Below are 25,702 nucleotides of genomic sequence, written 5' to 3' on the forward strand. Positions count from 1 at the left end.
CGCGCAACCCAGGCAAGGCGCCTGTTGCGTCAACCCCGTTCCCGGATAAAGTCATACGATAGAAACAGGCGTGTCAAGCGCTGGACCAGCAGCGGGGCGAGCTCTCGCAGGCTGGCGATCACGGAGGAAAGCGCGGTTCGATGCAGCTTCATGTCAAAGCGCGCGCGACGAGGCTCAATCCCGACCGGCTGTTCGGCCAGGTTGCGCACAGGCTCGCGGTGGCAATCATCACCGGCGCCTCGCCAGCGGGAGCACTGCTGCCGAACGAGGACGACCTGAAGGACGAAATCTCGGTCTCGCGCACCGCCTATCGCGAGGCAGTGAAGTTTCTGACCGGCAAGGGACTGGTCGAGGCCAGGCCGAAGAGCGGCACGCGGGTGGCGCCGCGCGAGACCTGGAACCTGCTCGACCCCGATGTGCTCGCCTGGCATTTCAAGGCCGATCCCAACGAGAAATTCATCCGCGATCTGTTCGAGCTTCGGCTCTTCGTCGAGCCGAGCGCGGCCCGGTTGGCGGCGCAGCGGCGCAGCGATGCCGATCTCAGCCGGATCGAGGCGGCCTTTCGTGGCATGGCCGAAAACCCGCCCTATGCCGAGCCGACCGTCAATGCCGACCTTGCCTTCCACGAGGCGATCTTCGCCGCGACCCGCAATCCGCCGCTGCAATGCCTCGCGCCCGCTGTGTGTGCGACGATCCAATGGTCGTTGTTCCTGAAGGCGCCCGACGACCGCTTCTTTTTCACGGCGTCATTGATCGATCATGAGCGTGTGCTTGAGGCGATCGTGCAGCGCGACGGCGACCTCGCGGCGGCGCGGATGAGTGGGCTGGTGATCGACAGCCTGAACAGCACCTTGCGTCTGCTCGCCGGTCGAGCTGATGCAGATGCGGGCAAAATCGCGTGATTAAATCATACTATATCGGGCTGAATCGACAGCGGAGCCGGGATGGCATAACCGGCTCTGCGAGCAGCCCCTGTCTGCGGTTGTGGGAATTCCCCGGCGGCACGCGAGCAGCTAGGTTGATCTAATCGTTTTAAGAATTTGAAATCAAGCCAGCAAGCGTTCCACGAAAGCAGGACCATGACCACACAGAACAAGATCGAGATCGTCATGACCGGGCCGCTGATGGCCTATGCCGCCGACCAGCTGAAGGCGCGCTTCATCGTGCACGAGCTCTGGAAGGAGCAGGACCGCCCGGCGGCGCTGGCTGCGGTGAAGGACCGGGTGCGCGGCGTCGCCGGCGGCGGCGCGCATGTGCGGATCGACGATGCGCTGTTCGATGCGCTGCCGAAGCTGGAAGTCGTCTCGAATTTCGGCGTCGGCTACGACAATGTCGATGCCAAGGCCGCCGGCAAGCGCGGCCTCATCGTCACCAACACGCCGGATGTGCTGACCGATGAGGTCGCCGATCTCGCCATCGGCCTTCTCCTGTCGACCGTGCGCCAGCTGCCGCAGGTCGACCGCTATCTGCGCGCCGGCAAGTGGCTGCAAGGCGCCTATCCGCTCACCACCTCGCTGCGCAAGCGCAAGATCGGCATCGTCGGCCTCGGCCGGATCGGCAAGGCTGTGGCGCGCCGGCTCGAAGCCTTCGACGTGCCGATCGCCTATCACGGCCGCTCGCGCCAGGCCGATGTCGCCTATCGCTATTATCCCTCGCTGGTCGAAATGGCCCAGGATGTCGACACGCTGGTCTCGGTCGCGCCGGGCGGCGATTCGACCCATCACATCATCAATGCCGAGGTTCTGAAGGCGCTCGGGCCGAACGGCATCGTCGTCAATGTCGGCCGCGGCACGGTGATCGACGAGCAGGCGCTGATCGAGGCGCTGAAGAGCAAGACCATCCTCTCCGCCGGCCTCGACGTGTTCGAGGACGAGCCGCGCGTGCCGGCCGAGCTGATCTCGATGGATCACATCGTGCTTCTGCCGCATGTCGGCTCGGCATCGGTGCATACGCGCGAACAGATGGGCCAGCTTCTGGTCGACAATCTTGTTTCATGGTTCGATGGCAAGGGTCCTCTGACACCGGTTGCCGAGACGCCATGGACAAAAGCCTGATCAAGACGGGAATGCACTGGATGCACCGGGGCGTAGCGATCGCCGCTCTGGCGCTGCTCGCCGCCTCGCCGGTGGGGGCGCAGACGCAATCGCTGCCACGCGGTGCCGAGAAGGCGCCCGAGGGCCTCAAGCCCTTCATCGGCGCCTGGGACCTCGAGAAGCTCGGCTCGGCCCGCGAGTGCACGGTGACCTTCGGGGCCGAGACGGCCGGGCAGGGCCGGCAGGTCAGGTTCCCGGCGACGTGCCGGCGGGCTCTGCCGATCCTCACCGGGGTCGTCGCCTGGGATGTGGCCGAAGGCGCGCCCAGGCTGCTCGACGGCCATGGCAAGCCGGTGATCGTCTTCAGCGGGAAGGCCGATCCGGGGCGGCGCGGCAAAGGCAGCGATGGCGCGGAATACGGGCTCGACCCGGCCGGCTATGTGCGGGCGCAGCAGCGCCCGGCGCCTGGCCGGGCCGAGGTCGCTGCAACGGCGGCCGCCCGCCCGACGACGGTGGATCCTGCCAGCGCGCCGGCTTCGGCGACGGTGCCCGGGCGCTATGCGGTGATGCGGCAGGTCGGCCGCGACGTCTGCAAGCTCGTGCTCTCGACCTCGCCCTCCGCCAATGCGGGAGCCTTCACGACGAGCTTCGACGGGCTCTGCCCCGATACCGGGCTGACGATCTTCTCGCCGATCGCCTGGCGCTACGAGGCCGGCCGGCTCGAGCTGATCGCCCGCAAGGGTCACAAGATCGAGCTGGTCTTCGAAGGCGGGCAATGGCGCAAGGATCCGGCCGTCGGCGCGCCGCTGATGCTGAAGAAGCTGCCTTAGCCCACTGCCGTCATGCTCGGGCTTGACCCGAGCATCTCTCGCTCATTGGGACGAGATGGTCGGGTCAGGCCCGACCATGACGCTCTGTGTCACGCGACGAAGGTGCCGCCGAGCTCGTCGTCGATATGGGCGCGGATGATCTCCTCGAAGCTCGACTCAGCCTTGAAGCCGAGCGCGGGCGCGCGCTTCGCATCGAAATTGCGCGGCCAGCCGGCGACGATCGCGTCGATCACCGGATCAGGCACGCGCTTGATGCGCTTGACCACATTCTCGCCGGCGACCTTGCGCAGCGCCTCGATCTGCTCGGCGACGGTGGCGGAGTAGCCCGGCATGGTCAGCACCCGGCGCGGGCCGATCACGTTGGTGTCCATCGTCGCGGCGTGGACGAGGAAGCCGACCGCCGAGCGCGGCGAGGCGTGCCAGTGGCGGACCTGGTCGGAGACCGGCAGCACCGCGTCCTGGCCGGCGAGCGGCTCGCGGATGATGTTGGAAAAGAAGCCGGAGGCGGCCTTGTTCGGCGCGCCGGGGCGCACGCAGATCGTCGGCAGGCGGATGCCGACGCCGTCGAAGAAGCCGCGGCGGCTATAATCGCAGAGCAGAAGCTCGCCGATCGCCTTCTGCGTGCCGTAGCTGGTCAGCGGCGTGGTGAAGAACTCGTCCTCGATCTTGTCATGGAAGGGCGCGCCGAAGACGGCGATCGAGGAGGTGAAGATGACGCGCGGCTTGTAGCCGTCACCGACAAGGCGGATCGCGTCGAAGAGATAGCGGGTGCCGTCGAGATTGATGCGGTAGCCCTTGTCGAAATCGGCCTCGGCCTCGCCGGAGACGATCGCCGCGAGATGGACGATCAACTCGGGGCGCGAGGCGATCAGCTTCTCGGCCTCGCCGGGCTGCGACAGATCGGAGGTCAGCGACTCGAAGGTGAAGGGGGCGTTCGCCGGCGCCGTGGCCGGGAAGACGTCCTGCGCCGTCACCTTGTCTATGGCCTTGCCGCCGAGGCCGCCGTCGCGCGCCAGGCGCTCGATGAACTTGCGGCCGACCATGCCGGCGCCGCCGATGACGAGGATATGCATGCTTTTGTCCGATCTATGCTTCTTACGTTCAGTTGGGTAGGCGGCCGCCGAGATCGTCCTCGATATGGACGCGGATGATCTCGTCGAAATCCTGCTCGGCCCGGAAGCCGAGCGACAAAGCGCGGCGGGCATCGAACCGCGTCGGCCAGCCTTTGACGATGTCGGCGGCGGCCTTGTCTGGTGCGCGCCGGATCAGCTTCACCGCCTTGTCGCCGGCAATGCGGCGCAGCGCCTCGATCTGCTCGCCGACGGTGACGCAGACGCCGGGCATGCTGAGATTGATGCGCGGGCCGAGCTCCTCGCGGCTGAGCGAGGCGCCATTCAGCAGGAAGCCGACGGCCGAGCGCGGTGAGGCATGGGTGAAGATGACGTCATCCGCGACCGGCAGCAGCGCCTCCTGACCTTGTAGCGGCTCGCGGATGATGCCGGAGAAGAAGCCGCCGGCCGAGGCGTTGGGTTTGCCGGGCCGGATCACGATCGAGGGGAAGCGGATGCCGACGCCATCGACGAAGCCGCGCCGCGAATAGTCGGCGAGCAGCAATTCGCCGATCGCCTTCTGCGCGCCATAGCTGGTCAGCGGCGTGACGTGGAACTCGTCGGAGATCGCCGGCGGGAAGGGTGCGCCGAAAATGCCGCTCGACGAGGAGAAGACGAGCTTTGGGACGTAAGCGCCGTTGCGCGCACTCTCCTGCCGGATCGCCTCCAGCAGGTTGCGCATGCCGTCGAGATTGATGCGATAGCCCTTGTCGAAATCGCGCTCCGCCTCGCCGGAGATGATCGCGGCGAGATGGAAGATGATGTCGGGCCGCAAGGTCGCGAGTTCAGCCGCGACCGCAGCCGAACTCGAATCCTCGGTGCGGCTCTCGACCGGCCCGTCGAAGCCGGCCGGGCGCGGCGGTGCCACGACGTCGGTCAGCGTCAATCGGGTAAGTGGCTTGCCGGCGCAGACGCCCTCACGGGCGATGCGGGTGGCGAGCCGCGAGCCGATCATGCCGGCGGCGCCAGTGATCAGGACGTGCATGGCGCTGCTCTAAAGCGCGAAGCCACCATCGGCGAGATGGATCTGGCCGGTGGTGTAGCTCGCCTCGTCCGAGCCGAGATAGACGGCGAGCCAGGCGATTTCCTCGGCGGTTCCGAGCCGGCCCATGGGCTGGCGGTCGATGAAGGCCTGGCGGGCGGCCGCCTCGGTCGTCTTGGTCACCTTGGCGAGGTCGACGATGCGCTGGTCGAGCGAGGGCGACTGGATCGTGCCGGGGCAGATCGCGTTCGAGCGGATGCCCTTCTTGATGTAGTCGGCGGCGACCGCCTTGGTCAGGCCGATCACCGCTGCCTTGGTCGCGCCATAGACATAGCGGTTCGGGATGCCGCGCACCGAGCCGGCGCCCGAAGCGATATTGACGATCGAGCCCTTGCCGGCCGCGAGCATGCCGGGAACGAAGGCCTTGATCGTGCGGTGCATCGACTTGACGTTGAGGTCGAAGGAGAATTCCCAGGCCTTGTCGTCGCATTCCAGGATCGTGCCGTGATGGACGTAGCCGGCGGCGTTGACGAGGATGTCGATGGTGCCGACCTTCTCGGCGAAAGCCTCGACCGCCTTGGTCGAAAGCACGTCGAGCTTACGCTTCTTCGCCTTCGGGATGCCGTCGAGCAAGGCGACGTCCTTGTCGGTCGCCCAGACGGTCGCGCCCTCGGCGACGAAGGCCTCGGCGATCGCCCGCCCGATGCCCTGGCCGGCAGCGGTGACGACCGCGACCTTGCCCTTCAAACGTCCTGCCATGTCGTTTCTTCCCTTTTGTCCGATTATCGGAAGGCTGGTTACCGAAGGTTCTTGCGCATATGGATCAGCCGGCGATCCGGCAGATCCTCGAAATGGGTGGTCTGGTAGCCGAGGCGCTCGTACCAGCCGATGCGGTCGGCGAGCTTCTCGTGGGTGTAGAGATGGACGGCGTCGTGGCCGAGCGCCTTGGCCCGCTCCTCGGTGAAATCCATCAACTGCGAGCCGATCTTCCTGCCGGTAGCCGCGGGCGAGACGGCGATGCTCCAGAGCGTGAATTTCGCCGGCTCCTCCTCGAGCACGAGGACGCCGTCGAGCGCTCCATCGCTCTCGGCGAGCCAGACCTCGTGCTCCGCCAGCACCTCACGATAATCGGCGATGCGCGGCAGGGAGGGCACGCCGATGATGTTCTCGTTCGGCAGATAGGCGGCCTGCGTCAGCGCGACGATCGCCGGGATGTCGTCCGTCGTGGCGCGACGCAGGGCCATCTCAGGCGGCCCCCGCAGTCTTCATAAACTCGGCCAGCGAGCTCTTCTGCTGGCCCTGCGCGTTGAAATTCTCCGGCGCGAGCCAGTTGCGGAAGGCCTGCCCGACCTTGGGCCATTCGCCGTCGAGGATCGAGAACCAGGCAGTGTCGCGGTTTTCGCCCTTCACCACCTGATGCTGGCGGAAGAGGCCTTCGTACTGGAAGCCAAAGCGCTGCGCGGCGCGCTTGGAGGGCTCGTTGCGGTTGTTGCACTTCCACTCATAGCGGCGATAGCCGAGCGAGAAGCCGTATTCACCGACGAGATAGACGGCCTCGGTCGCCATGCGGGTGCGCTGCATCGACAGTGAATAGGTGATCCAGCCGACCTCGAAGACGCCGTGCTCGGGCCGGATCTCCATCATCCAGAGATGGCCCTTGGCCTTGCCGTCGGCTTCGTCGATCACGGCGAAGGGGATGATGCCGGCTTTTCCCGCCATCATCGTCAGCAGTTCGCGATAGGCCTCGCGGCTCGGCGGCAGCGTTGCGGGCAGCCAATCCCAGACGGAAGGATGGCCGTCCATGGCCTGCCAGATCTCGTCGAGATGGCGGGAGGGATCGAGCGGCTCCAGCCGGCAATAGCGGCCCTGCAGCACCTTCACCGGCGGGAAGGAGCGGGGCGTCCAGTTCAGCGTCGTCATGCCTTGATCGTCCTGCGCCAGGCGGTGAAGTCGTGAGTGATCTGCCAATCCGGGCCGAGCTCGGCGGCGATGGCGGCGGCGAGCGCTGCGCCTTCTGCTTCCCACGCAATGCGCTCGGCCTCTCCAGCGAAGTCGGAGGCGGCCTCGTTGGCCTCGTCATAGATCGCGTCGAAGGCGTCCATCCAGCTTTCCAGCCGGTCGGCGAGCGCATCGGACAAGCCGACATCGTCGGCATCGACCGGCTTGCGCTTGCCTTTGGCGTCGATCTGCCAGAGCCCGCTCTTGCCGAGCCATTCCGGGGCAATGAGAAGCTGCCCGCTCACGAGCGCGCCTTGAGATCGTCGCGGAAGAACGGGTTGAGCGGGGCCGAGGCGCCGTTGCCGGCGAAGCCCTTGAAACTGCCTTCGTCCTTGATCAGGCGGGTCGCTTCGATAAAGGCGGACCAGGCAGCGCGGGCCAGGGCTCCGCCGATCGAGATGCGGCGCGTGCCGGTGGCGGCGATGTCGGAGACGCTGAGGCCGAAATCGCCATAGACCAGCGTATTGACCGGCTTGCCGCCGGCCGCCGCGACGATGGCATCGATATCGGCCGTCGTCTTCGGGCCGGGGGCGTAGAGCACATCGGCGCCCGCTTCGGCATAGGCCTGGATGCGTCGCACCGACTCGTTCAGCGCGTCGGGATGGCCGGTCAGGAAGCATTCGGCGCGGGCCGTCAGCACGACGCCGGTGCCAGTCTCGTCGACAGCACGGCGGGCGGCCCTGATGCGCTCGACGGCGAGCTCGAAGGGATAGAGCGGCTCGTCGCTGCGGCCGGTGGCGTCTTCGATCGAGAGGCCGGCGACGCCGGTCGCGATGCAGAGCTTGACGTTGGCGGCGACGCCGTCGGGCGTGTCGGCATAGCCGTTCTCGAAATCGGCGTTGATCGGGAGATCCGGCACCGCCTTCACCAGCTCGGCGAGATGCGCCAGCATCATGTCGCGCGGCACGTCCTGGTCGGCCCGTCCTTGCGTGAAGGCGAAGCCGGCACTGGTCGAGGCGAGCGCCTTGAAGCCCTGGCCGCGCAGCCAGCGGGCCGAGCCCTCGTCCCAGGGGTTCGGCATGACGAAGCAGCCGGATTGGTGGAGTTTGCGAAACGCGTCGACTTGCGGGCTGTAAGTCATTTTAAATCGTTTCAAATGAGCTCAGGGGCGTCATACTGTCGTCCCTGAGCCGATTTGTCAGCCCCGCTCCCACGCATCTGCCGGCGAGGCGCGATGCACGGCGGGAATGACCGGCGGCAGGAGCCCCGCCGCCGGTCATGCGCGATATCAGTGGTTGTCGCGCGGAATGCCGAACTTCTTGTGGATCTTCTGGTACTTGACCGCCGGCTTCAGCACCATGCCCTCGGAGAGTTCGTCGACGATCTTGCGCTGGATCTCCTGCCAGGGCGTCTGGCTCTTCGGGTACTTGTAGCCGCCGGCCGCCTTGAGCTCGGCGCGGCGCTTTTCCAGCTCCTCGTCCGAGATCAGGATATTGGCGGTGCGCTTCTTCAGGTCGATGCGGACCTTGTCGCCGGTCTTGAGGAGCGCAAGCCCGCCGCCGGTCGCCGCTTCCGGCGAGGCGTTGAGGATCGAGGGCGAGCCCGAAGTGCCGGACTGGCGGCCGTCGCCGACGCAGGCGAGTGCCGTCACGCCCTTCTTGATCAGGTAATCCGGCGGCCGCATGTTCACCACCTCGGCCGCGCCGGGATACCCGACCGGGCCGACGCCGCGGATGAACAGCACGGTATGCTCGTCGATTCCGAGCGCGGGATCGTCGATGCGGTGGTGATAATCCTCCGGCCCGTCGAAGACGACGGCCTTGCCCTCGAAGGCCATCGGGTCTTTCGGGTTCTCGAGATAGCGCTTGCGGAACTCCGGCGTGATCACCGAGGTCTTCATGATCGCCGAGTCGAACAGGTTGCCGGAGAGGTTGAGGAACCCGGCCTCCTTCTTCATCGGTTCATCATAGGCCTTGATGACCTCGCGGTCGCCGGTGAAGGCGCCTTCGCAGTTCTCGATATGGGTCTTGCCGTTGGCGGTGATCGCGGGCTTGAGCCTGCCCTTGGCGATCAGCTCGGCGATCACGGCCGGCAGGCCGCCGGCGCGGTAGTAATCCTCGCCGAGATATTCGCCCGCGGGCTGCATGTTGACCAAGAGCGGCGTGTCGTAGCCGATCCTGGTCCAGTCCTCGTTGTCGAGCTTGACGCCGATATGTTTGGCGATGGCGTTGACGTGGATCGGCGCATTGGTCGAGCCGCCGATCGCCGAATTGATGACGATGGTGTTCTCGAAGGCCTCGCGTGTCAGGATCTTCGAGGGGATCAGGTTCTCCCAGACCATCTCGACGATGCGGCGGCCGGTGAGATAGGCCATTTCGTAGCGGTCGCGATAGGGCGCGGGGATCGCGGCGGCGCCGGGCAGGGTCATGCCCATGGCCTCGGCGAGCGCGTTCATGGTCGAGGCCGTGCCCATGGTGTTGCAGTGGCCGGCCGACGGGGCCGAAGAGGCGACGAGGTCGACGAAGCCGCGATAGTCGATCTCGCCGGCGGCCATCATCTGGCGCGCCTTCCAGACGATGGTGCCCGAGCCGGTACGCTCGCCGCGGAAGGAGCCGTTCAGCATCGGCCCACCCGGCAGGGCGATCGCCGGGATGTCGACGGTCGCGGCGGCCATGATCTGGGCCGGGGTGGTCTTGTCGCAGCCGGTGGTCAGCACGACGCCGTCGATCGGGTAGCCGTAGAGGATCTCGACGAGGCTGAGGTATTGCAGGTTGCGGTCGAGCGAGGCGGTCGGCCGCTTGCAGGTTTCCTGGATCGGATGGATCGGGAATTCGAAGGGCACGCCGCCCATCTCGCGGATGCCGTCGCGGACTCTGCTAGCGAGTTCAAGGTGATGGCGATTGCAGGGGGCGATGTCGGAGCCGGTCTGGGCGATGCCGATGATCGGGCGGCCGGACTGCAACTCCTCGCGCGACAGGCCGAAATTCATGGTGCGCTCGATATAGAGCGCGGTCATGTCGGCATTGGCGGGATTGTCGAACCAGGCTTTCGAGCGCAACTGCTCCGGCTTGATCTTCCGCGCCGGCTTCTTCCCACTAGGCGTCTTGCCATTAGGCGTCTTGGCCATCCCGTCATTCCCTCTCGCAGCCAGGCGGCGTTCGCGCCGCTTCAGCATCGTCTTTAAATCGATTTGACCGGCAGGTCATGCCGGTCGCAAGCGGATCGGCAAGGGCGCTTGCCGGCTACTGTATTCTGCATACAGCAGCTTATGGCGCCGTGCCAATCGCTTGGTGGGCGCCGCTGCCAGCAAAAGTCGCTGCGGCGCAGTTTGCAAGTGTTTCAAATGCGCCCCTGCCTCCCAGGCAGCGCAGCCGCGCGCCGTGAGAGCAGGAAAATCGCCGACCCGCATTCTCGCGTCACACCGCCTTGATGTGGATCGGTCCGTGTCCGCAGACCGGTGGCCGGCTTTCAATAGCCCGTCAACTCGTCGCTGGTCGGAGGCTTTTTGGGGGCCTTGCCAAGAATTCGCGTCATGATGGTCGTCAGCGTCGCAACATCGTTGTCGAAGCCGCCATGGCTGGTCGAGCGGGTCAGGTTGAGCTTGTCGTTCGCGCTCGACGAATAATCGATCTGGATCTTGTTCGAGGGGCGCAACTCGTCGCGAAAGCGCTGCATGCCAGCCAACGGCATGTTGGCTTTCTCTTCATAAGCGCGGGAGACGAGGCAGAGGAGCGAGCGGCTGTAGCCGAACGGTCCACCCCAGCCGACGACGTCGTTCCGCTCGCGTTCGTCATCGAGATTGTAGAGGTAGATCTTGTCCTTCAGCGCCGGTCCGCCGGGCTTGGCGAGATAGCGCGCGTAAGTCTCCTGGAAGAACTCGGCGGTGCAGGCCGGCGCCATCAGGTGGATCGAGCCGAATTCGAGCTGCGACAGGCCGAAGCGGGGCATCGCTGCAAGCAATTCTCCCAGCATGATCGCGCCGGCACTATGCCCGACCAGGTGCAGCAACGGCCGTTCAGCGGCCTTGTCGAGGCCCTGGAGCAGCGGCTTCAGCCCGTAGAAGCCACCGTCATAGGTCGTGCCTCTGGCGAAGGACATGGCGGCATCCTGTTTCATGTTGCGCCAGGCCCGCAGGCCAAGAGGGCGCAACAGCGTCTCGAGCGCGAGGTCGCCGAGAAAGCCGGCGGCGCGTCCCTCCTGCGCCTCGGACATCTTGCCGAAGATCTCGCCGATCGCCTCGGTGTTCCACATCAGATGGAAGTTATAGATCCCGTTGCCGCTGAAGACCGCATTGCGCTTCCACGTGGCGATTCGGTTGGCTTCGTCGTTGGTGCTGTTCAAGCCGCCATGCGCGTAGATGACGAGATGCTGGTAACCCTGCCCATCGTTCGATTCCGCATCGATCAGGCGTTTGACGGTTTCGGTCATTTCAGCTGGCGTCGGCGAATAGTAGCGGCCGCCGGTGACGTAGGCGCCGTCGTCGATATTGATGAAATGGCCGACGATATCCGTCCGTACCGGAGACGACGCGGTTTCCCGGAGCATGCCGGCATTGGCGAGCGTGCGTCGCGGCAAGGCGCTGAAGGCGGTTGGAGCGTGGACACCGAGCTGCAACACCCAGGCATCCATGACGGTCGCGGCCCAGTCTTCATAGGACCAGTGGGCAATGCCGTCATCGCCCCAGGAACTGCCCCAGGAGTTCAGCACCCAGAAGCCGGTGGCATCATAGCCGACGATGGCGAAGGCGTGGCCGCCGGCGGATACGCCGCTCGGCACGATCTGGTTTTTCTCCGGCCTGGCCCAGCCGGAATGAATCTGCGCGGAGGCGACGATGACGCCGATCTCGTCGATGGCGGCGTGGTAGTCGGCGAGGTCCGGCATCAATCTGTAGTAGGCGCCGATCCGGTTCTGGCGCGCCTCCTTGCCGATCTCATAGGTCAGGACCCACGGATCGGTCGCGTCATCGTCGACCAGTCCCTGGGTGCAGACGCCGTTGCGGTAGAAGCCGCTGATCGCGCCGCGAATGCTCGACCCTTCATAACGGGTGCCGGTCCACTCGTCGTTGAGCTTGGCCATTTCGTAGAGCATGCGGGCGCTCACGCTTATCGCCGGCGCGTCGAGGCCGGCGCGATGCAGCAGCATGTCCACCGCATGGGCGAGCGCGTAGCCCGTACAGCTGTTGCTGCTGCCCTGATCGCGGATCTTGAAGGGGATCGACGGGTATCTGCTCGGCCTCAAAGCCCGCAAATGGGGCTGGTAGACGCGGTCGCGGATATCCGGCAGGTCCGGCAGGACATCCAGCCTGCGCCCCGAAAGTTCTTTGGGACTGGCGCTGAAACTACGATTGGCGATCCGGATCTCTGGGACATCGGTGTCGGCAACCGTGTCGGACGGCATCTCGATCGGGGCCGGGGCAGGCTCCACTCCGATCTTGGCCGCTGCTTCCGAAGGGGTCACCGGCTCGATCGGCTTTTGAGCCTTGCTGGTGCGGCCGACTGGCGGCTTCCCCGGTGTCGTCGCTTTTGCCATGTCTCTCCCCCAAACGATCGCGGTCGAGGCAAGCAATGGCGAAGCCGCGTATCCGGCCGTTCTTATGAACGTCAGGATTGCATCGCGGGTCTCCCATGTCGAGATGCGCCGCAGGGCTTGGCGTGCCGTGATGACGACGGGGGCGGTCCTCTTGCCAGGTCGGCGCTTTGCACGGAAGAGAGTGTGAAAGACGCGGCCGGGTGGCGCCGCAAGCGAAGAGGAAACTGCCATGACGCTGCACGTCGTCCCATCCTTCGGCCGGATCGGCGAGGAGAACGCCTTCGCCGTGCTCGCCCGCGCCACCGAATTGCAGCGCCAGGGCAAGGACATCATCAATCTCGGCATCGGCCAGCCGGACTTCCCGACGCCGGAGCATATCGTCGAGGCTGCGGTGAAGGCGCTGCGCGACGGCCATCATGGCTACACTCCGGCCAATGGCATCCTGCCGCTGCGCGAAGCGGTCGCCGCCGATCTGCACAAGCGCTTCTCGGTCAATGTCTCGCCTGAGGAGGTGATGATCGTGCCGGGCGGCAAGGTCACCATGTTCATGGCGATCCTGATGTTCGGCGAGCCCGGCGCCGAGATCCTCTATCCCGATCCCGGCTTCCCGATCTATCGCTCGATGATCGAGTACACCGGCGCGACGCCGGTGCCGGTGCCGATCCGCGAGGAGAACGGCTTTGCCTTCTCGGCCGAGGAGACGCTGGCGCTGATCACACCGAAGACCCGGCTGCTGATCGTCAACTCGCCGGCGAACCCGACCGGCGGCGTCACACCCAAGGCCGAGGTCGACAAGCTCGTCGCGGGGCTCGCCCGCTTCCCCGATGTCGCCGTGATGTCGGACGAGATCTACGACCAGATGCTCTATGACGGCGAAAAGCATGTCTGCCTGCTGAGCTATCCCGAGATCCGCGACCGGCTGATCCTGCTCAATGGCTGGTCGAAGACCTATGCCATGACCGGCTGGCGCATGGGCTTCTCGGTCTGGCCGAAGCCGCTTTACGACAATGCCCGCAAGCTCGCAGTGAACTCGCATTCCTGCGTCAACGCTCCCGCGCAATGGGCGGGGCTCGCCGCGCTGACCGGCCCGCAGGACGCGGTCGCGATGATGCTGGCGGAGTTCGACCGGCGCCGGAAGGCGGTGGTCGCCGGGCTGAACGGCTTGCCCGGCGTCTCCTGCATCGTGCCGAAGGGCGCCTTCTACGCCTTCCCGAATGTCTCGCAGACCGGCTGGAAGGCGAAGAAGCTGGCCTCGGCCCTGCTCGATGAAGCCGGCGTCGCCACGATCGGCGGGCCCGATTTCGGCGTGCATGGCGAGGGCTATATCCGGCTCTCCTACGCCAATTCGCTCGAGAATATCGAACGTGCGCTCGGGCGGATGGCCGAGTTCCTCAAGAACGCCAAGGCGGCCTGACCATGACGATCACCTGCCATCTGCGCTATGTCGTCGACCCCTACCAGCTCCCGGCCTTCGAGGCCTATGGCAAGGCCTGGATTCGGCTGGTCGAGCGGTTCGGCGGCAAGCATCACGGCTATTTCATGCCGTCGGAAGGGACGTCGAACGTCGCGCTGGCGATGTTCAGCTTCCCGTCCTTCGCCGCATACGAGACCTATCGCGAGGCTTCGTTCAAGGATGCCGAATGCCTTGCCGTGGTCGCCGAGAACGACAAGCACCGATTCATCATCAGCTATGAGCGCAGCTTCTTCCGGCCGGTGTTCGAGGACGATCAGGGCGTCAAGCGCGCGCCCTGAAGCGGTTCACCCGGAAGACTTGACGCGTCCTGGCACCAATCTGACCTTGCGCGGCGCTGCCAGCCAGATCGCCGCCGCCGAGATGAAGCAGCAGGCGATGACCAGCAGGAAGGCGAGGCGGTAGCTGCCGGTGGCGTCGTGGATCGTGCCGGCGAGCCAGGGTCCGGCGGCGCCGCCGCCAAGCAGCGCCACGGTGACCGTTCCGAAGATCGCGCCGAAATGCGGCCCCTCGAAAATTTCGAAGACGATCGGGCCCAGCACCGAGGTGATTGCATAGCCCAGGAAGCCTTGCGTGATCACCATCAGGTAGAGCAGAGCGGGCGATGGGGTATGCTCCAGCGCGATCAGCGCGGCATAGCAGATGGCGAAGCCGAGGCAGCCGATCATCCAGATCCATTCGCGTCCGATCCGGTCCGACAGGGCGCCGAGAGCGATCTGGCCGGGAATGGCGACGGCACTGACCAGCCCCAGCGCCCAGGCCGCCATGAGCGGTGTGAAGCCGACCTCGATCAGGTACTTGGTCTGGTGGACCTGAACGGCGTACCAGGCGACCAGCGCGCAGAAATAGCCGATCATGATCCACCAGAGGCGGGCGGTGCGCAGTGCTCGCGCCAGCGTCCATTCGACCGCGACCCAGGCCGGATCGACCACCGCCGCCTTCCGTTGCGCGGCGACGGCGCCGGCCGGGCCAGTCTCGCCATCCGGCTGCAGGCCGAGATCCTGCGGCCGGCGCCGAACCAGCAGGTTGAGCGGGCCGAGGAGGAACAGGACGAGCAGGCCCATGATCCAGCAGGCGGCGCGCCAGCCGTCCCGGCTGATGATCGATTGCAGCCAGGGCAGGAGCAGCAGCGCCCCGACGCCGACGCCGGAAAAGGCGATGCTGATCGCGAAGGCCCGGCGCCGCACGAACCAGTTGGGCAGGAACAGCGACTGAGCCGAAAAACTCATCAGGTTGGCGCCGCAGCCGACGAGGACACCGAGCGTCAGATAGAGGTGCCAGGCGGCGCCGATCGCAGGCGCGATCAGCATGCCCGCTGCCAGCATCGCCACGCCGGTCTCGATCACCACGCGCGGGCCGCGCTTGTCCATCATGCGGCCGACGAAGGTGCTGGTCACGGCCGAGAGCAGGAAGCCGAAGGAGAAGGCGCCCGAGGCGAGGCCGCGATCCCAGCCGAATTCGTCGATCAGCGGCGGCAGCAGCAGCGAGAATGCTGTGCGCGCGTTGACGGCCACCGCCATGGTGACGAAGGCGATGCCGATGACGAGCCAGCCATAATAGAACGGCAGGCGCGCCGACCAATGCGGGGGCGATGATTGCATGCCGCATTGGACGGCTGGGTACGCCGGGCGGTCAATCCTTGCCCGGCGCACTGCAGACCTGCGTCAGAGGTCAGGCCTTTGCGGCGCTCGCAGCAGCATCGATGTTCGCGACCAGCTCGGCATCGAGGCCGAGCGAGCCGGCGAGGCCGGCGAGGAAGTCCTTCTCGGCCGGGGTATCCGGATTGATGGCGATCCGGGCAGCCGTATAGATCTGCGCCGCGAGCTCGGGCGTCTCGGCGCCTTCGACCAGCGCATCGACGCTGGCGGGGTTCGCCAGCTCCTGGCTAAGCCATTGATTGGCTTCGGCATCGAGACCGGCTTCGCGCAGGCCGCCGAGGATGGCGTTGCGTTCGGTCGCGTCGATCTTGCCGTCGGCTGCAGCCGCCGCGATCATGGCACGGATGAAGAGCAGCGCATGCTCGTTCTTCGCCGCTTCCGGTTCGAAGCCGGAGCCGGCGGGGGCTGGCAGTGCGGCCTGCTGGTCGGCGCCGAGCAGCGGCTTGCCGGCCTGGTAATTCTGATAGGCCTTGTAGGCGAGGCCGCCGACCAGAGCGAGGCCGCCCATCTTGGCGGCGGAACCGGCGATCGAGCGGCCCGCCGAGGTGCCGAAGATCAGCGCGCCGAGGCCGCCGAGCACAGCGCCGGCGGCGAGTTGGTTGCCGCCGAGCATGCCCTTGGCCTGCTCGATCAACTGCTCGGGTGTCTTGCCGCCGGAGAACTGGCCGACGATGTCGGTCGCACCCTGCTGCAAGCCGGTATTGCGGGCTGCGTCCTGCACGCCCTGGCTGGCCTGCCCGAAGATCTGGCCGGCCATACCGGCGAGGCCGCCGGCGCCGCCGGCTTGCTGGACCTGCTGGGCGAGATTGCCGAGCACGCCGCCCAGCCCGCCAGCCTGGCCGCCCTGGGCGCCGGCCTGGCTGCCCGCATTGACGAGGGCATCGAGGAGGGACTTGGCGTTGAACATCGAGAGAGCTCCCTGATAGGTCTGCCGCGGCCGCAATCTAGGCATGCGTCCACCGGGATGCTAGGGCGGCCATGCAATTACGACGAGAGCATGACGCATGCGATCGCGTAGCGGAAAAACGCGGCGGGGCCTTGCCAATCCCAGCAAAATCCTTATACAGCCGGCCATCGCATCAGGCGCGCATGTCGTTTGCTCGATGAGAGCCGGCCTCCGGTTCGCGTCGCCTTCAGTTTTTTGACCGGTTCTGCCGTAGGGCGGGCCGATGGGAGTACCGGTTATGAAGATCCGCAATTCGCTGAAGTCGCTGCGCGCGCGTCATCGCGACAACCAGCTCGTGCGCCGCAAGGGCCGCGTCTACATCATCAACAAGGTCCAGAAGCGCTTCAAGGCGCGTCAGGGCTGAGGTTTCGCGCGGCCGTCAGGCCGCGCTGGAAGCTTCCTTGTCGAGATTGAAAGAGCGGGCTGCACAGTGTGCGGCCCGCTTTTTTGGCTTGTGCGCGACCTCGCTTCTCCAGCGATCTCGCTGGGCCGTGAATTGACGCCGAGCTTCGTCAGGCCCACCTTGAGAGCATGAGACTCGCTCGTCTTGCCCGCCTTGCGCTGATTCCGGGGCTGCTGCTCGCGGCTGCCCCCGGTGCTGTTGCACAGGACAAACCGCTGCGTGACGGCGCCGTGCCGCACGCCGATCGCGACGACAAGCCCAACCTACCGGAAGCGCCGCCGCCGCGCAGCCCCGTCACGCTCGATAAATTGTTCGAGCGGCTTGCCGGCGCCAAGACGCCGGAAGAGGCGAAGGGAATCGCCAATCTGATCCAGCGGCGCTGGGCGCGGTCGGGGTCGGATACGGCTGATCTCCTGATGACGCGGGCGCAGGATGCGCTCAAGGCGCGTGAATTGCCGCTGGCAATCGAATTGCTCGACCGGGTCGTCACCCTGGAGCCTGACTGGGCCGAGGGCTGGAATCAGCGGGCCAATGCGCTGTTCCTCTCGGGCGATCCGATTCGCTCGCTGCTCGACATCGCCGAGACGCTGAAGCGCGAGCCGCGCCATTACGGCGCGATGATGGGGCTCGGCACGATCCTGCGCCAGCAAGGCGACGACAAGCGCGCCATGGTCGCCTATCGGCGGGCGCTCGTCATCTATCCGCAGCTCGACGCGGTGAAGGACGCCGTCGAATCGCTCAAGCTCGAGGTCGACGGCCGCGACGCGTGAGTCGCTTCGTGCGTCGTGCTCGGGCTTGGCCCGAGCATCTCTGTCCGGATGAAACTCTGATCGGCACCTTCTCGTCCTGAGATTCTCGGATCTCCGCTTCGCTGCGTCCGAGAATGACGCGTGGTCACGCTCTTGCCATTTGGCAGCATTTTATCTATATTCTGCCAAATGGAGATTGCTTGATGAGTCAGCTCTCACCGGTTCCGACCTCGCCCGATGCCTTCTCGCCTGCTGCAATCACTGAGGCCGAGGCTGCGGCGATGTTCCGCGCGTCGGTGAACCTCTTCCGCCTCTGGGGGCTGACCGACGAGGAGGCCGCCGTATTGCTCGACCAGCCGGTGCGCAGTTATCGGCGCTGGAAGGCAGGCGAGATCGGCCGCATCGACCGCGATGCCAAAGCGCGGCTCTCCAACCTGATGGGCATCCACAAGGCGCTGCGCCTGATCTTCCGCGAGCCGCAGCGCGGCTATGCCTGGATCAAGGCGCGTAACGAGGCCTTCGCCGGCAGGTCGGCGCTGGAGGTCATGCTCGGCGGTGAGCTCACCGATCTGATGCGGGTGCGGCGCTATCTCGACGCGGAGCGCGGGCTCTGGTGAGCACGGACGACTTTCCGGTCGCGCCGGTCGCTTGGCCTGGCGCGGTCCGTATCATCCGCAGCGCCTTCCCGCCGATCGACCTGTTCGAGGACATCGCCGATCCCGCCGACTGGCCGCTGCTGATCCTGGCGGAGATGAAGACCAATCCGCGGCTGATGGAGACGATCGGCAATCTCGACCTGGTGCCACCCACCCGCCGCGTCTCCGGACTGGGCGCGAGCTGGCTGATGGCACCGTTCACCCATGTCAGCCGCGACCGGCCGAGCCGGTTCAGCGATGGCAGCTTCGGCGTGCTCTATATCGCCGAGAGCTTCGAGACGGCACTGTTCGAGACGATCCACCACCATGGTCGCTTCATGGCGCGGACGAAGGAGCCGCCCGGCTGGACCTCGCAGTTCCGGGAATTGGTGCTGTCGATCGAGGCGTCTCTGCACGATCTGCGCGGCGAGCGGCCAGGCGAGAGCGCGCTGCTGCGGCCTGAGGATTATTCGGAAAGCCAGGCGCTGGGTTTGAGGCTGCGCGCCGCCGGCTCGGATGGCGTGGCCTATCCGAGCGTGCGTCGGCCGGGCGGGGAGTGCGCCGGGCTGTTCTGGCCCGATCTCGCCGGCAATCCCGTCCAGGGCCGGCATCTCGACTATCACTGGAACGGCGAGCGGGTCGATCTCTACCGCGAGGCCGGAACCGGTAAGGTATTCCGGATCGGGTAGGTGGCGATCATCGATGACATCGGCGTGAGACCGCCTCTCGATCGCGCGAGAAGCGGTCTCACCTGTCGCTGTTGTCAGGCTGCCAGGCGGGCGCGCGTTCGCATGATCATCAGGGCCGCCTCGGCCGCTTCGCGACCTTTGGTGACGAAATGCGCCCGGAAGATCTCGGCGTGATGCGGCGCCTCCCGGTAATGATGCGGGGTCAGCGAGACCGAGAGCACAGGCACGCCGGTATCGAGCCCGGCGCGCATCAATCCGTCGACCACGGCCTGTGCGACGAAGTCGTGGCGGTAGATGCCGCCGTCCACGACCAGAGCCGCAGCGGCAACGGCAGCGTAGCGGCCGGTCGCTGCGAGGTCGCGCGCGAGCAGCGGCATCTCGAATGCTCCCGGCACGTTGAATACATCGACCTGATCGGGAGGGATGATTTCAAGGAAGCCCTTGAGGGCCTGGTCGACGATATCAGCGTGCCAGGCGGCTTTGATGAAGGCAAAACGGGCGAGTGTCACAGTGATCTCCTTTCGCGACAGACACGTCACCCAAGGCGATCACGGCCGCGCGCCACGCCAGAAAGCGCGGACGACGGGCACGTTCTCTTTCATCCGGACTGTGACCGTCGGCTCAGGCATCGCACCTGATCTGCTGACCCTTCCTCGCGAAAGGCGCTCGCGGGCTCGCGGCCGGAGCCGCATACCGCCGGTGGGGAATTTCGCCCCGCCCTGAGAACACCTCAACGATAGCCGACTCGCACGGCGCGGCAAGGAACAGCCGTCATGCGCTGGAAGCGGGCGCGCTTCTGCCTAGCTGCGGCTCAAGCTATCCTGAACGACCTGGCGTGGAGGCCTTGCAGCGTGGCTAAGCTCATCTTCGGAATGAACCTGTCCTTGGACGGTTATGTCGATCACGAGGCCTTCGCGCCAGATGCCACGCTCTTCCGTCACTGGATCGAGCATGTGCAGGGCTTGGCGGGCAGCGTCTACGGTCGCCGCATGTACGAGATCATGCGCTATTGGGACGAGGACCATCCCGAATGGACCGCGGATCATCGCGACTTCGCGGCGGCATGGCGGCGCCTGCCGAAATGGGTCGTGTCGCGCTCGCTGACGTCGGTAGGCCCCAACGCAACCCTTGTCGTGGATGACTTGGAGACGGCGATCCGCAGGCTGAAAGACGAGCTGGCCGGCGAGATTACGGTGTCCGGGCCAAGACTGGCGGGAAGCGTGACCGAGCTTGGTCTCATCGACGAGTATCGGCTCTACTTCCACCCTTATGTGCTCGGCCACGGCACGCCGTTCTTCGCAGGCCCCCGGCCGCCGCTCCGCCCCGTCGCCAGCGATCGCATTGGCGAGAGCGTGATCAGGCTGACGTATGTGCCTGGCTAGTCGTGCAGGGCGCTTGCTGGTCCAAGCTGAAGCGGCAGGTCTTCTCTCGGTCGAAAGCAGACTTCAGCGCTGGAAATCTGTATCGGCAACGGGATCGCGCAAGGATCAGGATCACTGGCATGGCGGACTGCGGCGACATCAAGGCGGCGGCGAATATCGCATCGGCGATGCTAGAGGGCCGATTGAGACCGCTCCAAGCTGCTCTGCGTTTAGTGCCGCATGTCGACCCTGCCCAACCAATTTGGGAAGGAACTAAAGGTGCTCATGGACCACTCGCCATAATCTATGCGGCCTGCGACGAAGCAGATCGAATTGGTTTTATCGGCGAGAATATTGAGGCATGGCACCCCGACGTGCGTGATCAAAAGCAATCCGAGTTAGCCGAGGCAGAGGAGCGGCTTGCTGAGCCGATCCGCATCGCGTGCCGAGCAATTATCGCCTACGCTACCTCTCGATAGTTCAGTACGGGGCGTCGGCGCCCGGTCCGTTACGGGGCCGAAAGCAGCCGCCCGCGCAAAAGCTCGCCCTAAACCCTCACCGCCTTCGCCTTCCGGTCAGCCCCGCCGAATACCCGCAGATACCTGGCGATCTCGGCCGGGTCGCCGGTCGCCTTGTTGGGGTTGTCGGAGAGCTTCACGGCCGGGCGGCCATTGGCGCTGACGACCTTGCAGACCAGCGAGATCGGGTCGAGATCGGGCGTGCCGACCGGCGAGCAGCCGACGAAGTCGTTGGTCAGGTTGGTGCCCCAGCCGAAGCCGGTGCGGACGCGGCCGTGGAAATGGCGATAGGCCTCCTCGATCGAGTCGATGTCCATGCCGTCGGAGAAGATCAGGAGCTTGCTCCTGGGATCGCGGCCCTGTGCTTTCCACCAGGCGATGATCTGGTCGCCGGCCTCGATCGGCGGGGCGCTGTCGGGGCGAAAGCCCGTCCAGTCGGCGAGCCAGGCGGGCGCGTCGCGCAGGAAGGCGGTGGTGCCGAAGGCGTCGGGCAGCACGATCAGGAGGTTGCCGCCATAGACCTGGCGCCATTCGTCGAGCACGCGATAGGGCGCGCGCTTCAGCTCCTCGTCGCTGTCGGCCAGCGCCGCCAGCACCATCGGCAGTTCATGGGCGTTGGTGCCGATCGCCTCGAGATCGTGTTCCATGGCGAGCAGGACATTGGAGGTGCCGGTGAAGGTCGGCCCCAGGCCCTCCTTCAGCGCCTCGACGCACCAGCGCTGCCAGAGATGGCCATGGCGGCGGCGCGTGCCGAAATCGGAGATGCGCAGGTCCGGCAGCTTCTTCAGCCGCTCGACCTTGTCCCAGAGCTTCGACTTGGCGCGGGCATAGAGCACGTCGAGCGCGAAGCGGTCCCAGCCCTTCAGTGCCTGGCGCGAGCGCAATTCATTGACGATGGCGAGTGCGGGGATTTCCCACATCATTGAATGGGTCCAGGGGCCGGCGAAGGTCAGCTCGTACTGGCCGTCAACCTTGCGCAGTTCGTAGTCGGGCAGGCGGAACTCGGCGAGCCAGGCGATGAAGTCCGGCGTGAACATCTGGGTCTTGCCGTAGAAGCTGTTGCCGGCGAGCCAGATCAGCTCCTTCTTGGTGAAGCGCAGCCCGCGAGCATGGTCGAGCTGGGCGCGCAGCTCGGCTTCCTCGATCACGTCGGCGAGGCGGATCTGTTTGGAGCGGTTGATCAGGCCGAAAGTGACCTGCACCTCCGGGTGGAAGCTCCTGATCATCTGCAGCATCAGCAGCTTGTAGAAATCGGTGTCGAGCAGGCTCCGGATGATCGGGTCGAGCCGCCAGCTGTGGTTATAGGTCCGGGTGGCGATGTCGGTGAGGGCCATGGGGCTCGCTGGCTCGCGGGGGGCAGACGTTCAAGCAGTAGAGCAGGGATGGGCGCAGGGGAATGGCGGCGGGCGAGGCAAGGGCGCTCCAGCCTGAGTGGCTTACGCCGGGTCATAATCATCCCTGATTGATCTTCTCCGATCGATAAACAACGATGGCAGCATCGTGCAGCCGTCGGGACAGGCCGGTGAACATCAACCAGATCGAGGCCTTCCTAGTGCTGGCGGAGTGCCTCAGCGTCACTGAGACCGCCCGGAGGATGCATTGTACGCAGCCGGCCGTGACCATGCGCATCCGCATGCTCGAGCAGGAGCTCGACACGATGCTGTTCGACCGGATCGCCAAGCGGATGCATCTGACGCAGCAGGGCGTGGCCTTTCGCGATTACGCGCTGCAGGTCGTCAACGCGCTCGGCGCGGCGCGCGAGCACCTGCGCCAGATGGGCGACCCGCTGAGCGGTACCATCCATTTCGGCGCCAGCAATTTCATCGGGGTCTATCTCGTCCCGGCGATCATCGCCCGGCACAAGCAGCTTGCGCCAAAACTGGCCTTCGAGCTCGACATCGCCTCTTCCTCTGAGCTGATCCGCCGGCTCGAAGCCAACAGCGTCGAGTTCCTGATCGTCTCCGACCAGATCGAGCTCGATCCGCAGCGCTTCCTGTTCCGCGAGCTCTGCCGCGACGAGCTCGTGCTGATCACGGCGCCGGGCCATCCCTTTGCGCGGCGCGGCGAGATGATGCCGGGGGAGTTCGCCAAGGAGACCTTCCTGATCAAGCCCGAGCCTTCAGCGACGCGGCAATTCCTGACGGAACGGATGCGCCGCAGCGGGATCAGGCTCGGCACCGAGATGCATATCTCCAGCCTGGAAGCGATCAAGCAGGGCGTGATGCACGGCCTCGGCGTCTCGATCGTCTCGCGGATGGCGGTGGCGCAGGACATCGCCGGCGGCCTGCTCGCTGAGGTGCCGATCGCGGGCGCCACCTTCGAGCGCGGCATCAGGATCGCGCATCATCGCGGCAAGCTGCTCTCGCCGGCGACGGCGCGCTTCCTCGATCTTCTGGTCAGCGAGCCCTTGCCCGGGCGGGTTGCGGCACTGCGCTGATATCAGTCGGCCACGTCGAGATCGGGCGTGAACGCCCCGAGGTTATAGGCTTCGAGCCGGGGCGCTGCCGCATTGCCGTCGGCGAAATCGAAGATGGTCAGCGTGCCCGGCGTCACCGGCAGGATCTGGTGGGGGGCGAGGCCGAGCAGCACGTTGCAGGCGGCGCGGACGACGCCGCTATGGACGATGGCGAGGAGATCGCCGCCGCCGCGCCCGACCCAGTCTGCGAGCGCATCGCGGATGCGCGCCGTGAACTGGTGCCAGCTCTCGCCGCCGGCCGGGGTCAGGCGGCCGGCGCGCCAGGCGGCATAGTCCTCGGGCTGGCTGGCGATCAATTCGTCCTTGGCCCGGCCGGTCCAGGCGCCCATGTCGAGCTCGCGCAGGCGCGGCTCCAGCACGGCATCGCCATAGCCGACGAGCCGTGCCGTCTGGCGGGCGCGGCCGAGATCGGACGAGACGATCCGGGCCGGGGCGAGCGTGCGCAGGCTCGGCGCGATCGCCTGCGCCTGTGCGACGCCGCGTTCGGAGAGGGGAGAGTCGTCATGGCCCTGCAGACGCTTCTGCGTGTTCCAGAGGGTTTCGCCGTGGCGAAGCAGGATCAGTCTCATCGGATCGGCTCTGTCGTCGGGGCGTTGGTTGTCGGCGCGGTTGGTCGGTGCGTCAGAGGCCGTAACCCAGCAGCCGGAACCAGGTGAACACCGACAGCGAGATCAGGACGGCGCCGATGAAGCAGGTCACCAGCCCGTATTTGAGCTGGTCGAGCACCGAGAAATAGCCGGTCGCAAAGTAGATCGTGTTGACCTTCGAGTGCGGCGGCAGGGTGATCGTGTAGGTCAGCGTGAACGATGCAGCGAGGGCGAGCGTCACCGGGTTCATGCCGAGCGTCTTGGCCAGCGCGATGAAGGCCGGGATCATGATCGTTGTGCGCACGGTCTTCGAGGTGAAGATCATGTGGCTGAACATGCTCATGAAGATCACGACGACATAGACCGTGGCCGGCGCCATCGCCTCCAGACCAAGCCCGTAGACGAGCTTGCCGATGATCCACTGCGCGCCCTTGGTCGATTCGAGCGCGTTGCCGGCGGCATAGGCGCCGGCCGCAAAGATCATCAGGTCCCATTTGATGTTCGCCTCTTTCCAGGTGATCAGGCCGATCCCGGGCATCAGGCAGAGCGTGGCGGCGATGACGGCGGTCATGTAGACCGAGAGGCCGAAGCCGTTGAACCAGGCCTCCTGATAGTCCTCGGTCGCCCAGAGCAGCAGCGTCAGGACGAAGATCGCCATCGCCTTCTTCTCAGGGATGGTCAGCTTGCCGAGGCCGGCGAGTTGCTCCTTGAGCTTGGCCATGCCCTCCGAGAAGCCGGTCTCGCCGCGGAAATCGAAGAGCTTCAGGCCGACGAAGAAGGTCAGCAGCATGGTCAGGATCGCCGGGGGCATCGCGGCCAGGAGCCAGTCCATGTAGCCGATATCGGTGCCGGCCTGCTCCTTGATGAACTTCACTGCGATCATGTTGGCGGCGGTGCCGGTCATCACGCCGGAGGTGGCGACGGCGTCGGCCTGGACGCCGAGCAGCATCATCAGCCGGCCGAAATTGCTCTGGCCGGGAACGGCGCGATAGATCTCCAGCAGGATGACGCAGATCGGCACCATCAGGCTGGCGCGCGCCGTGGTCGAGGGCACGAAGAAGGCGAGCGCGAAGTTGATGAAGATCAGGACCAGCAGGGTCCGTTTCGGCGTGCCGCCGAAGGAGGTGATCATCCAGAGCGCGAAGCGGCGGGCGAGGTTGGACTTGACCATCGCCGCGGTCAGCACGAAGGCGGAGACCATCAGCCAGATCACGTCGAAGCCCAGCGTCTCGAAGGCGACGCGCTCCTTCACCGTCCCGGTCAGGGTCAGCGCGATGATCGCCAGCATCGAGGTCAGGTAGATCGGGATCGAGCCGGCGACCCAGAGCGTCAGGGCCGCGCAGAAGATCGCCAGCGCCTTCTGGCCGGAATAGCTGAGGCCCGCCGGTGTCGGCATCAGCAACAGCGCGGCGAAGACAGCAATCGCGAGCGGGATGCCGATCTTCTTCAGAACAGATTCGGATTTCCCGCCGCCGGCCTCAGTGCCGCCGGAGAAATCCGCGGAGCCTAAGCTCTTCACTGCCTCGCCGCTCATGCGTCCCTCCCCGGACCGTATTTCGCAGGACGATAGCTTCGGCTCATTCAAAACGAAAATTTAATATCTTTATTTACTTGATAATAATTAGCTATGAGCTTGCAAGCTGAGTAGCGGCGCCGGGACAACGGAAAACGCCCGGACCGATGGCGATCCGGGCGTTGCTGCATGTTAGTCTCGTCGTCTTTCCGGGGCAGGCCAACAGGCCTGAGCCCGGAATCCAGAACCGATGGGATCGGGAACAAGCCTCACCG

The 25,702-nt window shown here is 65.7% G+C and carries 27 protein-coding genes and 1 riboswitch; of the genes, 12 read left to right on the forward strand and 15 right to left on the reverse strand.

Going from position 1 to position 25,702, the window contains the following annotated elements:
* The first annotated feature begins 140 nt into the window (after positions 1–140).
* The 3 genes from AC1DS0_RS21065 to AC1DS0_RS21075 all read left to right on the forward strand — a co-directional run bounded on the left by AC1DS0_RS21065 (position 141) and on the right by AC1DS0_RS21075 (position 2,863).
* Positions 141–902 carry a FadR/GntR family transcriptional regulator gene (locus AC1DS0_RS21065; protein WP_476816233.1) on the forward strand — a complete coding sequence of 254 codons (762 nt, stop codon included), beginning with the start codon at positions 141–143 and terminating at the stop codon, positions 900–902.
* A gap of 177 nt (positions 903–1,079) precedes the next feature.
* The gene (locus AC1DS0_RS21070; RefSeq protein WP_476816234.1) at positions 1,080–2,054 is read left to right on the forward strand and encodes a 2-hydroxyacid dehydrogenase; all 975 of its coding nucleotides are present in this window, start codon (positions 1,080–1,082) and stop codon (positions 2,052–2,054) included.
* Entirely contained in the window at positions 2,039–2,863 is an 825-nt protein-coding gene (locus AC1DS0_RS21075) for an AprI/Inh family metalloprotease inhibitor (RefSeq protein ID WP_476816235.1), read from the forward strand. Before AC1DS0_RS21070 ends, AC1DS0_RS21075 begins: the two co-directional genes overlap by 16 nt.
* Positions 2,864–2,952: 89 nt before the next feature.
* On the opposite strand, the gene denD (AC1DS0_RS21080) is transcribed toward AC1DS0_RS21075, so the two are convergent.
* The 9 genes from denD (AC1DS0_RS21080) to AC1DS0_RS21120 form a co-directional block, all read right to left on the reverse strand.
* Positions 2,953–3,936, reverse strand: coding sequence for a D-erythronate dehydrogenase (gene denD / locus AC1DS0_RS21080; protein WP_476816236.1), 984 nt, complete (start codon positions 3,934–3,936; stop codon positions 2,953–2,955).
* Between the two features lie 28 nt (positions 3,937–3,964).
* Positions 3,965–4,957 (reverse strand): D-erythronate dehydrogenase, encoded by a 993-nt coding sequence (denD, locus tag AC1DS0_RS21085; RefSeq protein ID WP_476816237.1) that lies wholly within the window; start codon positions 4,955–4,957, stop codon positions 3,965–3,967.
* A gap of 9 nt (positions 4,958–4,966) precedes the next feature.
* The gene (locus tag AC1DS0_RS21090) at positions 4,967–5,713 is read right to left on the reverse strand and encodes an SDR family oxidoreductase (protein WP_476816238.1); all 747 of its coding nucleotides are present in this window, start codon (positions 5,711–5,713) and stop codon (positions 4,967–4,969) included.
* A 38-nt stretch (positions 5,714–5,751) separates the two neighbouring features.
* On the reverse strand, positions 5,752–6,198 hold the full coding sequence (locus AC1DS0_RS21095; protein WP_476816239.1) for a GNAT family N-acetyltransferase: 447 nt from the start codon (positions 6,196–6,198) through the stop codon (positions 5,752–5,754).
* Position 6,199: 1 nt separating this feature from the next.
* On the reverse strand, positions 6,200–6,874 hold the full coding sequence (locus AC1DS0_RS21100) for a GNAT family N-acetyltransferase (RefSeq protein ID WP_476816240.1): 675 nt from the start codon (positions 6,872–6,874) through the stop codon (positions 6,200–6,202).
* Positions 6,871–7,197 carry a hypothetical protein gene (locus AC1DS0_RS21105; protein ID WP_476816241.1) on the reverse strand — a complete coding sequence of 109 codons (327 nt, stop codon included), beginning with the start codon at positions 7,195–7,197 and terminating at the stop codon, positions 6,871–6,873. The genes AC1DS0_RS21100 and AC1DS0_RS21105 overlap by 4 nt, the downstream gene beginning before the upstream one ends.
* Complete coding sequence (locus AC1DS0_RS21110) at positions 7,194–8,033, reverse strand: isocitrate lyase/PEP mutase family protein (protein ID WP_476816242.1); 840 nt, start codon at positions 8,031–8,033, stop codon at positions 7,194–7,196. The genes AC1DS0_RS21105 and AC1DS0_RS21110 overlap by 4 nt, the downstream gene beginning before the upstream one ends.
* 147 nt (positions 8,034–8,180) lie before the next feature.
* Positions 8,181–10,019: an IlvD/Edd family dehydratase gene (locus tag AC1DS0_RS21115; protein WP_476816243.1), complete on the reverse strand. Its 1,839-nt coding sequence runs from the start codon at positions 10,017–10,019 to the stop codon at positions 8,181–8,183.
* 341 nt (positions 10,020–10,360) lie between these two features.
* Complete coding sequence (locus tag AC1DS0_RS21120) at positions 10,361–12,421, reverse strand: C1 family peptidase (RefSeq protein ID WP_476816244.1); 2,061 nt, start codon at positions 12,419–12,421, stop codon at positions 10,361–10,363.
* Positions 12,422–12,650: 229 nt separating this feature from the next.
* Between AC1DS0_RS21120 and AC1DS0_RS21125 the strand changes: the two genes are divergently transcribed.
* On the forward strand, positions 12,651–13,835 hold the full coding sequence (locus AC1DS0_RS21125; RefSeq protein WP_476816245.1) for a pyridoxal phosphate-dependent aminotransferase: 1,185 nt from the start codon (positions 12,651–12,653) through the stop codon (positions 13,833–13,835).
* A gap of 2 nt (positions 13,836–13,837) precedes the next feature.
* Positions 13,838–14,173 carry an NIPSNAP family protein gene (locus AC1DS0_RS21130; protein ID WP_476816246.1) on the forward strand — a complete coding sequence of 112 codons (336 nt, stop codon included), beginning with the start codon at positions 13,838–13,840 and terminating at the stop codon, positions 14,171–14,173.
* 6 nt (positions 14,174–14,179) lie between these two features.
* Here AC1DS0_RS21130 and AC1DS0_RS21135 read toward each other — a convergent pair whose 3' ends face one another.
* Positions 14,180–15,493: an MFS transporter gene (locus tag AC1DS0_RS21135; protein WP_476816247.1), complete on the reverse strand. Its 1,314-nt coding sequence runs from the start codon at positions 15,491–15,493 to the stop codon at positions 14,180–14,182.
* Positions 15,494–15,563: 70 nt separating this feature from the next.
* Entirely contained in the window at positions 15,564–16,457 is an 894-nt protein-coding gene (locus AC1DS0_RS21140; RefSeq protein WP_476816248.1) for a tellurite resistance TerB family protein, read from the reverse strand.
* A gap of 277 nt (positions 16,458–16,734) precedes the next feature.
* Between AC1DS0_RS21140 and ykgO the strand changes: the two genes are divergently transcribed.
* The 4 genes from ykgO (at position 16,735) to AC1DS0_RS21160 (ending at position 18,972) form a co-directional block, all read left to right on the forward strand.
* Positions 16,735–16,860 (forward strand): type B 50S ribosomal protein L36, encoded by a 126-nt coding sequence (gene ykgO, locus AC1DS0_RS21145; RefSeq protein WP_038363015.1) that lies wholly within the window; start codon positions 16,735–16,737, stop codon positions 16,858–16,860.
* 167 nt (positions 16,861–17,027) lie between these two features.
* Positions 17,028–17,669 (forward strand): tetratricopeptide repeat protein, encoded by a 642-nt coding sequence (locus tag AC1DS0_RS21150; protein WP_476816249.1) that lies wholly within the window; start codon positions 17,028–17,030, stop codon positions 17,667–17,669.
* A gap of 182 nt (positions 17,670–17,851) precedes the next feature.
* Positions 17,852–18,265 (forward strand): MbcA/ParS/Xre antitoxin family protein, encoded by a 414-nt coding sequence (locus AC1DS0_RS21155; RefSeq protein ID WP_476816250.1) that lies wholly within the window; start codon positions 17,852–17,854, stop codon positions 18,263–18,265.
* Complete coding sequence (locus AC1DS0_RS21160) at positions 18,262–18,972, forward strand: RES family NAD+ phosphorylase (RefSeq protein WP_476816251.1); 711 nt, start codon at positions 18,262–18,264, stop codon at positions 18,970–18,972. The genes AC1DS0_RS21155 and AC1DS0_RS21160 overlap by 4 nt, the downstream gene beginning before the upstream one ends.
* A 74-nt stretch (positions 18,973–19,046) precedes the next feature.
* On the opposite strand, the gene AC1DS0_RS21165 is transcribed toward AC1DS0_RS21160, so the two are convergent.
* Entirely contained in the window at positions 19,047–19,481 is a 435-nt protein-coding gene (locus tag AC1DS0_RS21165) for a 6,7-dimethyl-8-ribityllumazine synthase (protein WP_476816252.1), read from the reverse strand.
* A 77-nt stretch (positions 19,482–19,558) separates the two neighbouring features.
* Positions 19,559–19,703, reverse strand: a riboswitch (FMN riboswitch).
* Positions 19,704–19,823: 120 nt separating this feature from the next.
* Here AC1DS0_RS21165 and AC1DS0_RS21170 point away from each other — a divergent pair.
* The gene (locus tag AC1DS0_RS21170; RefSeq protein WP_476816253.1) at positions 19,824–20,354 is read left to right on the forward strand and encodes a dihydrofolate reductase family protein; all 531 of its coding nucleotides are present in this window, start codon (positions 19,824–19,826) and stop codon (positions 20,352–20,354) included.
* Between the two features lie 119 nt (positions 20,355–20,473).
* Positions 20,474–20,812: a hypothetical protein gene (locus tag AC1DS0_RS21175; protein ID WP_476816254.1), complete on the forward strand. Its 339-nt coding sequence runs from the start codon at positions 20,474–20,476 to the stop codon at positions 20,810–20,812.
* A 68-nt stretch (positions 20,813–20,880) separates the two neighbouring features.
* Here the strand turns inward: AC1DS0_RS21175 and pncB are convergent, their stop codons facing one another.
* The gene (gene pncB, locus AC1DS0_RS21180; RefSeq protein WP_476816255.1) at positions 20,881–22,185 is read right to left on the reverse strand and encodes a nicotinate phosphoribosyltransferase; all 1,305 of its coding nucleotides are present in this window, start codon (positions 22,183–22,185) and stop codon (positions 20,881–20,883) included.
* Positions 22,186–22,373: 188 nt separating this feature from the next.
* Here pncB and AC1DS0_RS21185 point away from each other — a divergent pair, with 188 nt between their 5' ends.
* Complete coding sequence (locus AC1DS0_RS21185; protein WP_476816256.1) at positions 22,374–23,288, forward strand: LysR substrate-binding domain-containing protein; 915 nt, start codon at positions 22,374–22,376, stop codon at positions 23,286–23,288.
* A gap of 2 nt (positions 23,289–23,290) precedes the next feature.
* On the opposite strand, the gene AC1DS0_RS21190 is transcribed toward AC1DS0_RS21185, so the two are convergent.
* Together AC1DS0_RS21190 and AC1DS0_RS21195 are read right to left on the reverse strand one after the other, a co-directional pair.
* On the reverse strand, positions 23,291–23,896 hold the full coding sequence (locus tag AC1DS0_RS21190) for a histidine phosphatase family protein (RefSeq protein ID WP_476816257.1): 606 nt from the start codon (positions 23,894–23,896) through the stop codon (positions 23,291–23,293).
* A gap of 52 nt (positions 23,897–23,948) precedes the next feature.
* The gene (locus AC1DS0_RS21195; protein WP_476816258.1) at positions 23,949–25,448 is read right to left on the reverse strand and encodes an SLC13 family permease; all 1,500 of its coding nucleotides are present in this window, start codon (positions 25,446–25,448) and stop codon (positions 23,949–23,951) included.
* Positions 25,449–25,702: the final 254 nt, after the last annotated feature.

The sequence above is a fragment of the Allobosea sp. P4_H5 genome (assembly GCF_056400825.1).

What these genes read in the sequence shown, in the direction of transcription:
- AC1DS0_RS21075 (WP_476816235.1), top strand. Translation starts at nt 2,039, where the DNA reads ATGGACAAAAGCCTGATCAAGACGGGAATGCACTGGATGCACCGGGGC.
- pncB (WP_476816255.1), bottom strand. Translation starts at nt 22,185, where the DNA reads ATGGCCCTCACCGACATCGCCACCCGGACCTATAACCACAGCTGGCGG.
- AC1DS0_RS21090 (WP_476816238.1), bottom strand. Translation starts at nt 5,713, where the DNA reads ATGGCAGGACGTTTGAAGGGCAAGGTCGCGGTCGTCACCGCTGCCGGC.
- AC1DS0_RS21150 (WP_476816249.1), top strand. Translation starts at nt 17,028, where the DNA reads ATGAGACTCGCTCGTCTTGCCCGCCTTGCGCTGATTCCGGGGCTGCTG.
- AC1DS0_RS21130 (WP_476816246.1), top strand. Translation starts at nt 13,838, where the DNA reads ATGACGATCACCTGCCATCTGCGCTATGTCGTCGACCCCTACCAGCTC.
- AC1DS0_RS21155 (WP_476816250.1), top strand. Translation starts at nt 17,852, where the DNA reads ATGAGTCAGCTCTCACCGGTTCCGACCTCGCCCGATGCCTTCTCGCCT.
- AC1DS0_RS21175 (WP_476816254.1), top strand. Translation starts at nt 20,474, where the DNA reads ATGGCGGACTGCGGCGACATCAAGGCGGCGGCGAATATCGCATCGGCG.
- AC1DS0_RS21190 (WP_476816257.1), bottom strand. Translation starts at nt 23,896, where the DNA reads ATGAGACTGATCCTGCTTCGCCACGGCGAAACCCTCTGGAACACGCAG.
- AC1DS0_RS21065 (WP_476816233.1), top strand. Translation starts at nt 141, where the DNA reads ATGCAGCTTCATGTCAAAGCGCGCGCGACGAGGCTCAATCCCGACCGG.
- AC1DS0_RS21140 (WP_476816248.1), bottom strand. Translation starts at nt 16,457, where the DNA reads ATGTTCAACGCCAAGTCCCTCCTCGATGCCCTCGTCAATGCGGGCAGC.
- denD (WP_476816236.1), bottom strand. Translation starts at nt 3,936, where the DNA reads ATGCATATCCTCGTCATCGGCGGCGCCGGCATGGTCGGCCGCAAGTTC.
- AC1DS0_RS21115 (WP_476816243.1), bottom strand. Translation starts at nt 10,019, where the DNA reads ATGGCCAAGACGCCTAATGGCAAGACGCCTAGTGGGAAGAAGCCGGCG.
- AC1DS0_RS21100 (WP_476816240.1), bottom strand. Translation starts at nt 6,874, where the DNA reads ATGACGACGCTGAACTGGACGCCCCGCTCCTTCCCGCCGGTGAAGGTG.
- denD (WP_476816237.1), bottom strand. Translation starts at nt 4,957, where the DNA reads ATGCACGTCCTGATCACTGGCGCCGCCGGCATGATCGGCTCGCGGCTC.
- ykgO (WP_038363015.1), top strand. Translation starts at nt 16,735, where the DNA reads ATGAAGATCCGCAATTCGCTGAAGTCGCTGCGCGCGCGTCATCGCGAC.
- AC1DS0_RS21070 (WP_476816234.1), top strand. Translation starts at nt 1,080, where the DNA reads ATGACCACACAGAACAAGATCGAGATCGTCATGACCGGGCCGCTGATG.
- AC1DS0_RS21120 (WP_476816244.1), bottom strand. Translation starts at nt 12,421, where the DNA reads ATGGCAAAAGCGACGACACCGGGGAAGCCGCCAGTCGGCCGCACCAGC.
- AC1DS0_RS21125 (WP_476816245.1), top strand. Translation starts at nt 12,651, where the DNA reads ATGACGCTGCACGTCGTCCCATCCTTCGGCCGGATCGGCGAGGAGAAC.
- AC1DS0_RS21110 (WP_476816242.1), bottom strand. Translation starts at nt 8,033, where the DNA reads ATGACTTACAGCCCGCAAGTCGACGCGTTTCGCAAACTCCACCAATCC.
- AC1DS0_RS21135 (WP_476816247.1), bottom strand. Translation starts at nt 15,493, where the DNA reads ATGCAATCATCGCCCCCGCATTGGTCGGCGCGCCTGCCGTTCTATTAT.
- AC1DS0_RS21195 (WP_476816258.1), bottom strand. Translation starts at nt 25,448, where the DNA reads ATGAGCGGCGAGGCAGTGAAGAGCTTAGGCTCCGCGGATTTCTCCGGC.
- AC1DS0_RS21095 (WP_476816239.1), bottom strand. Translation starts at nt 6,198, where the DNA reads ATGGCCCTGCGTCGCGCCACGACGGACGACATCCCGGCGATCGTCGCG.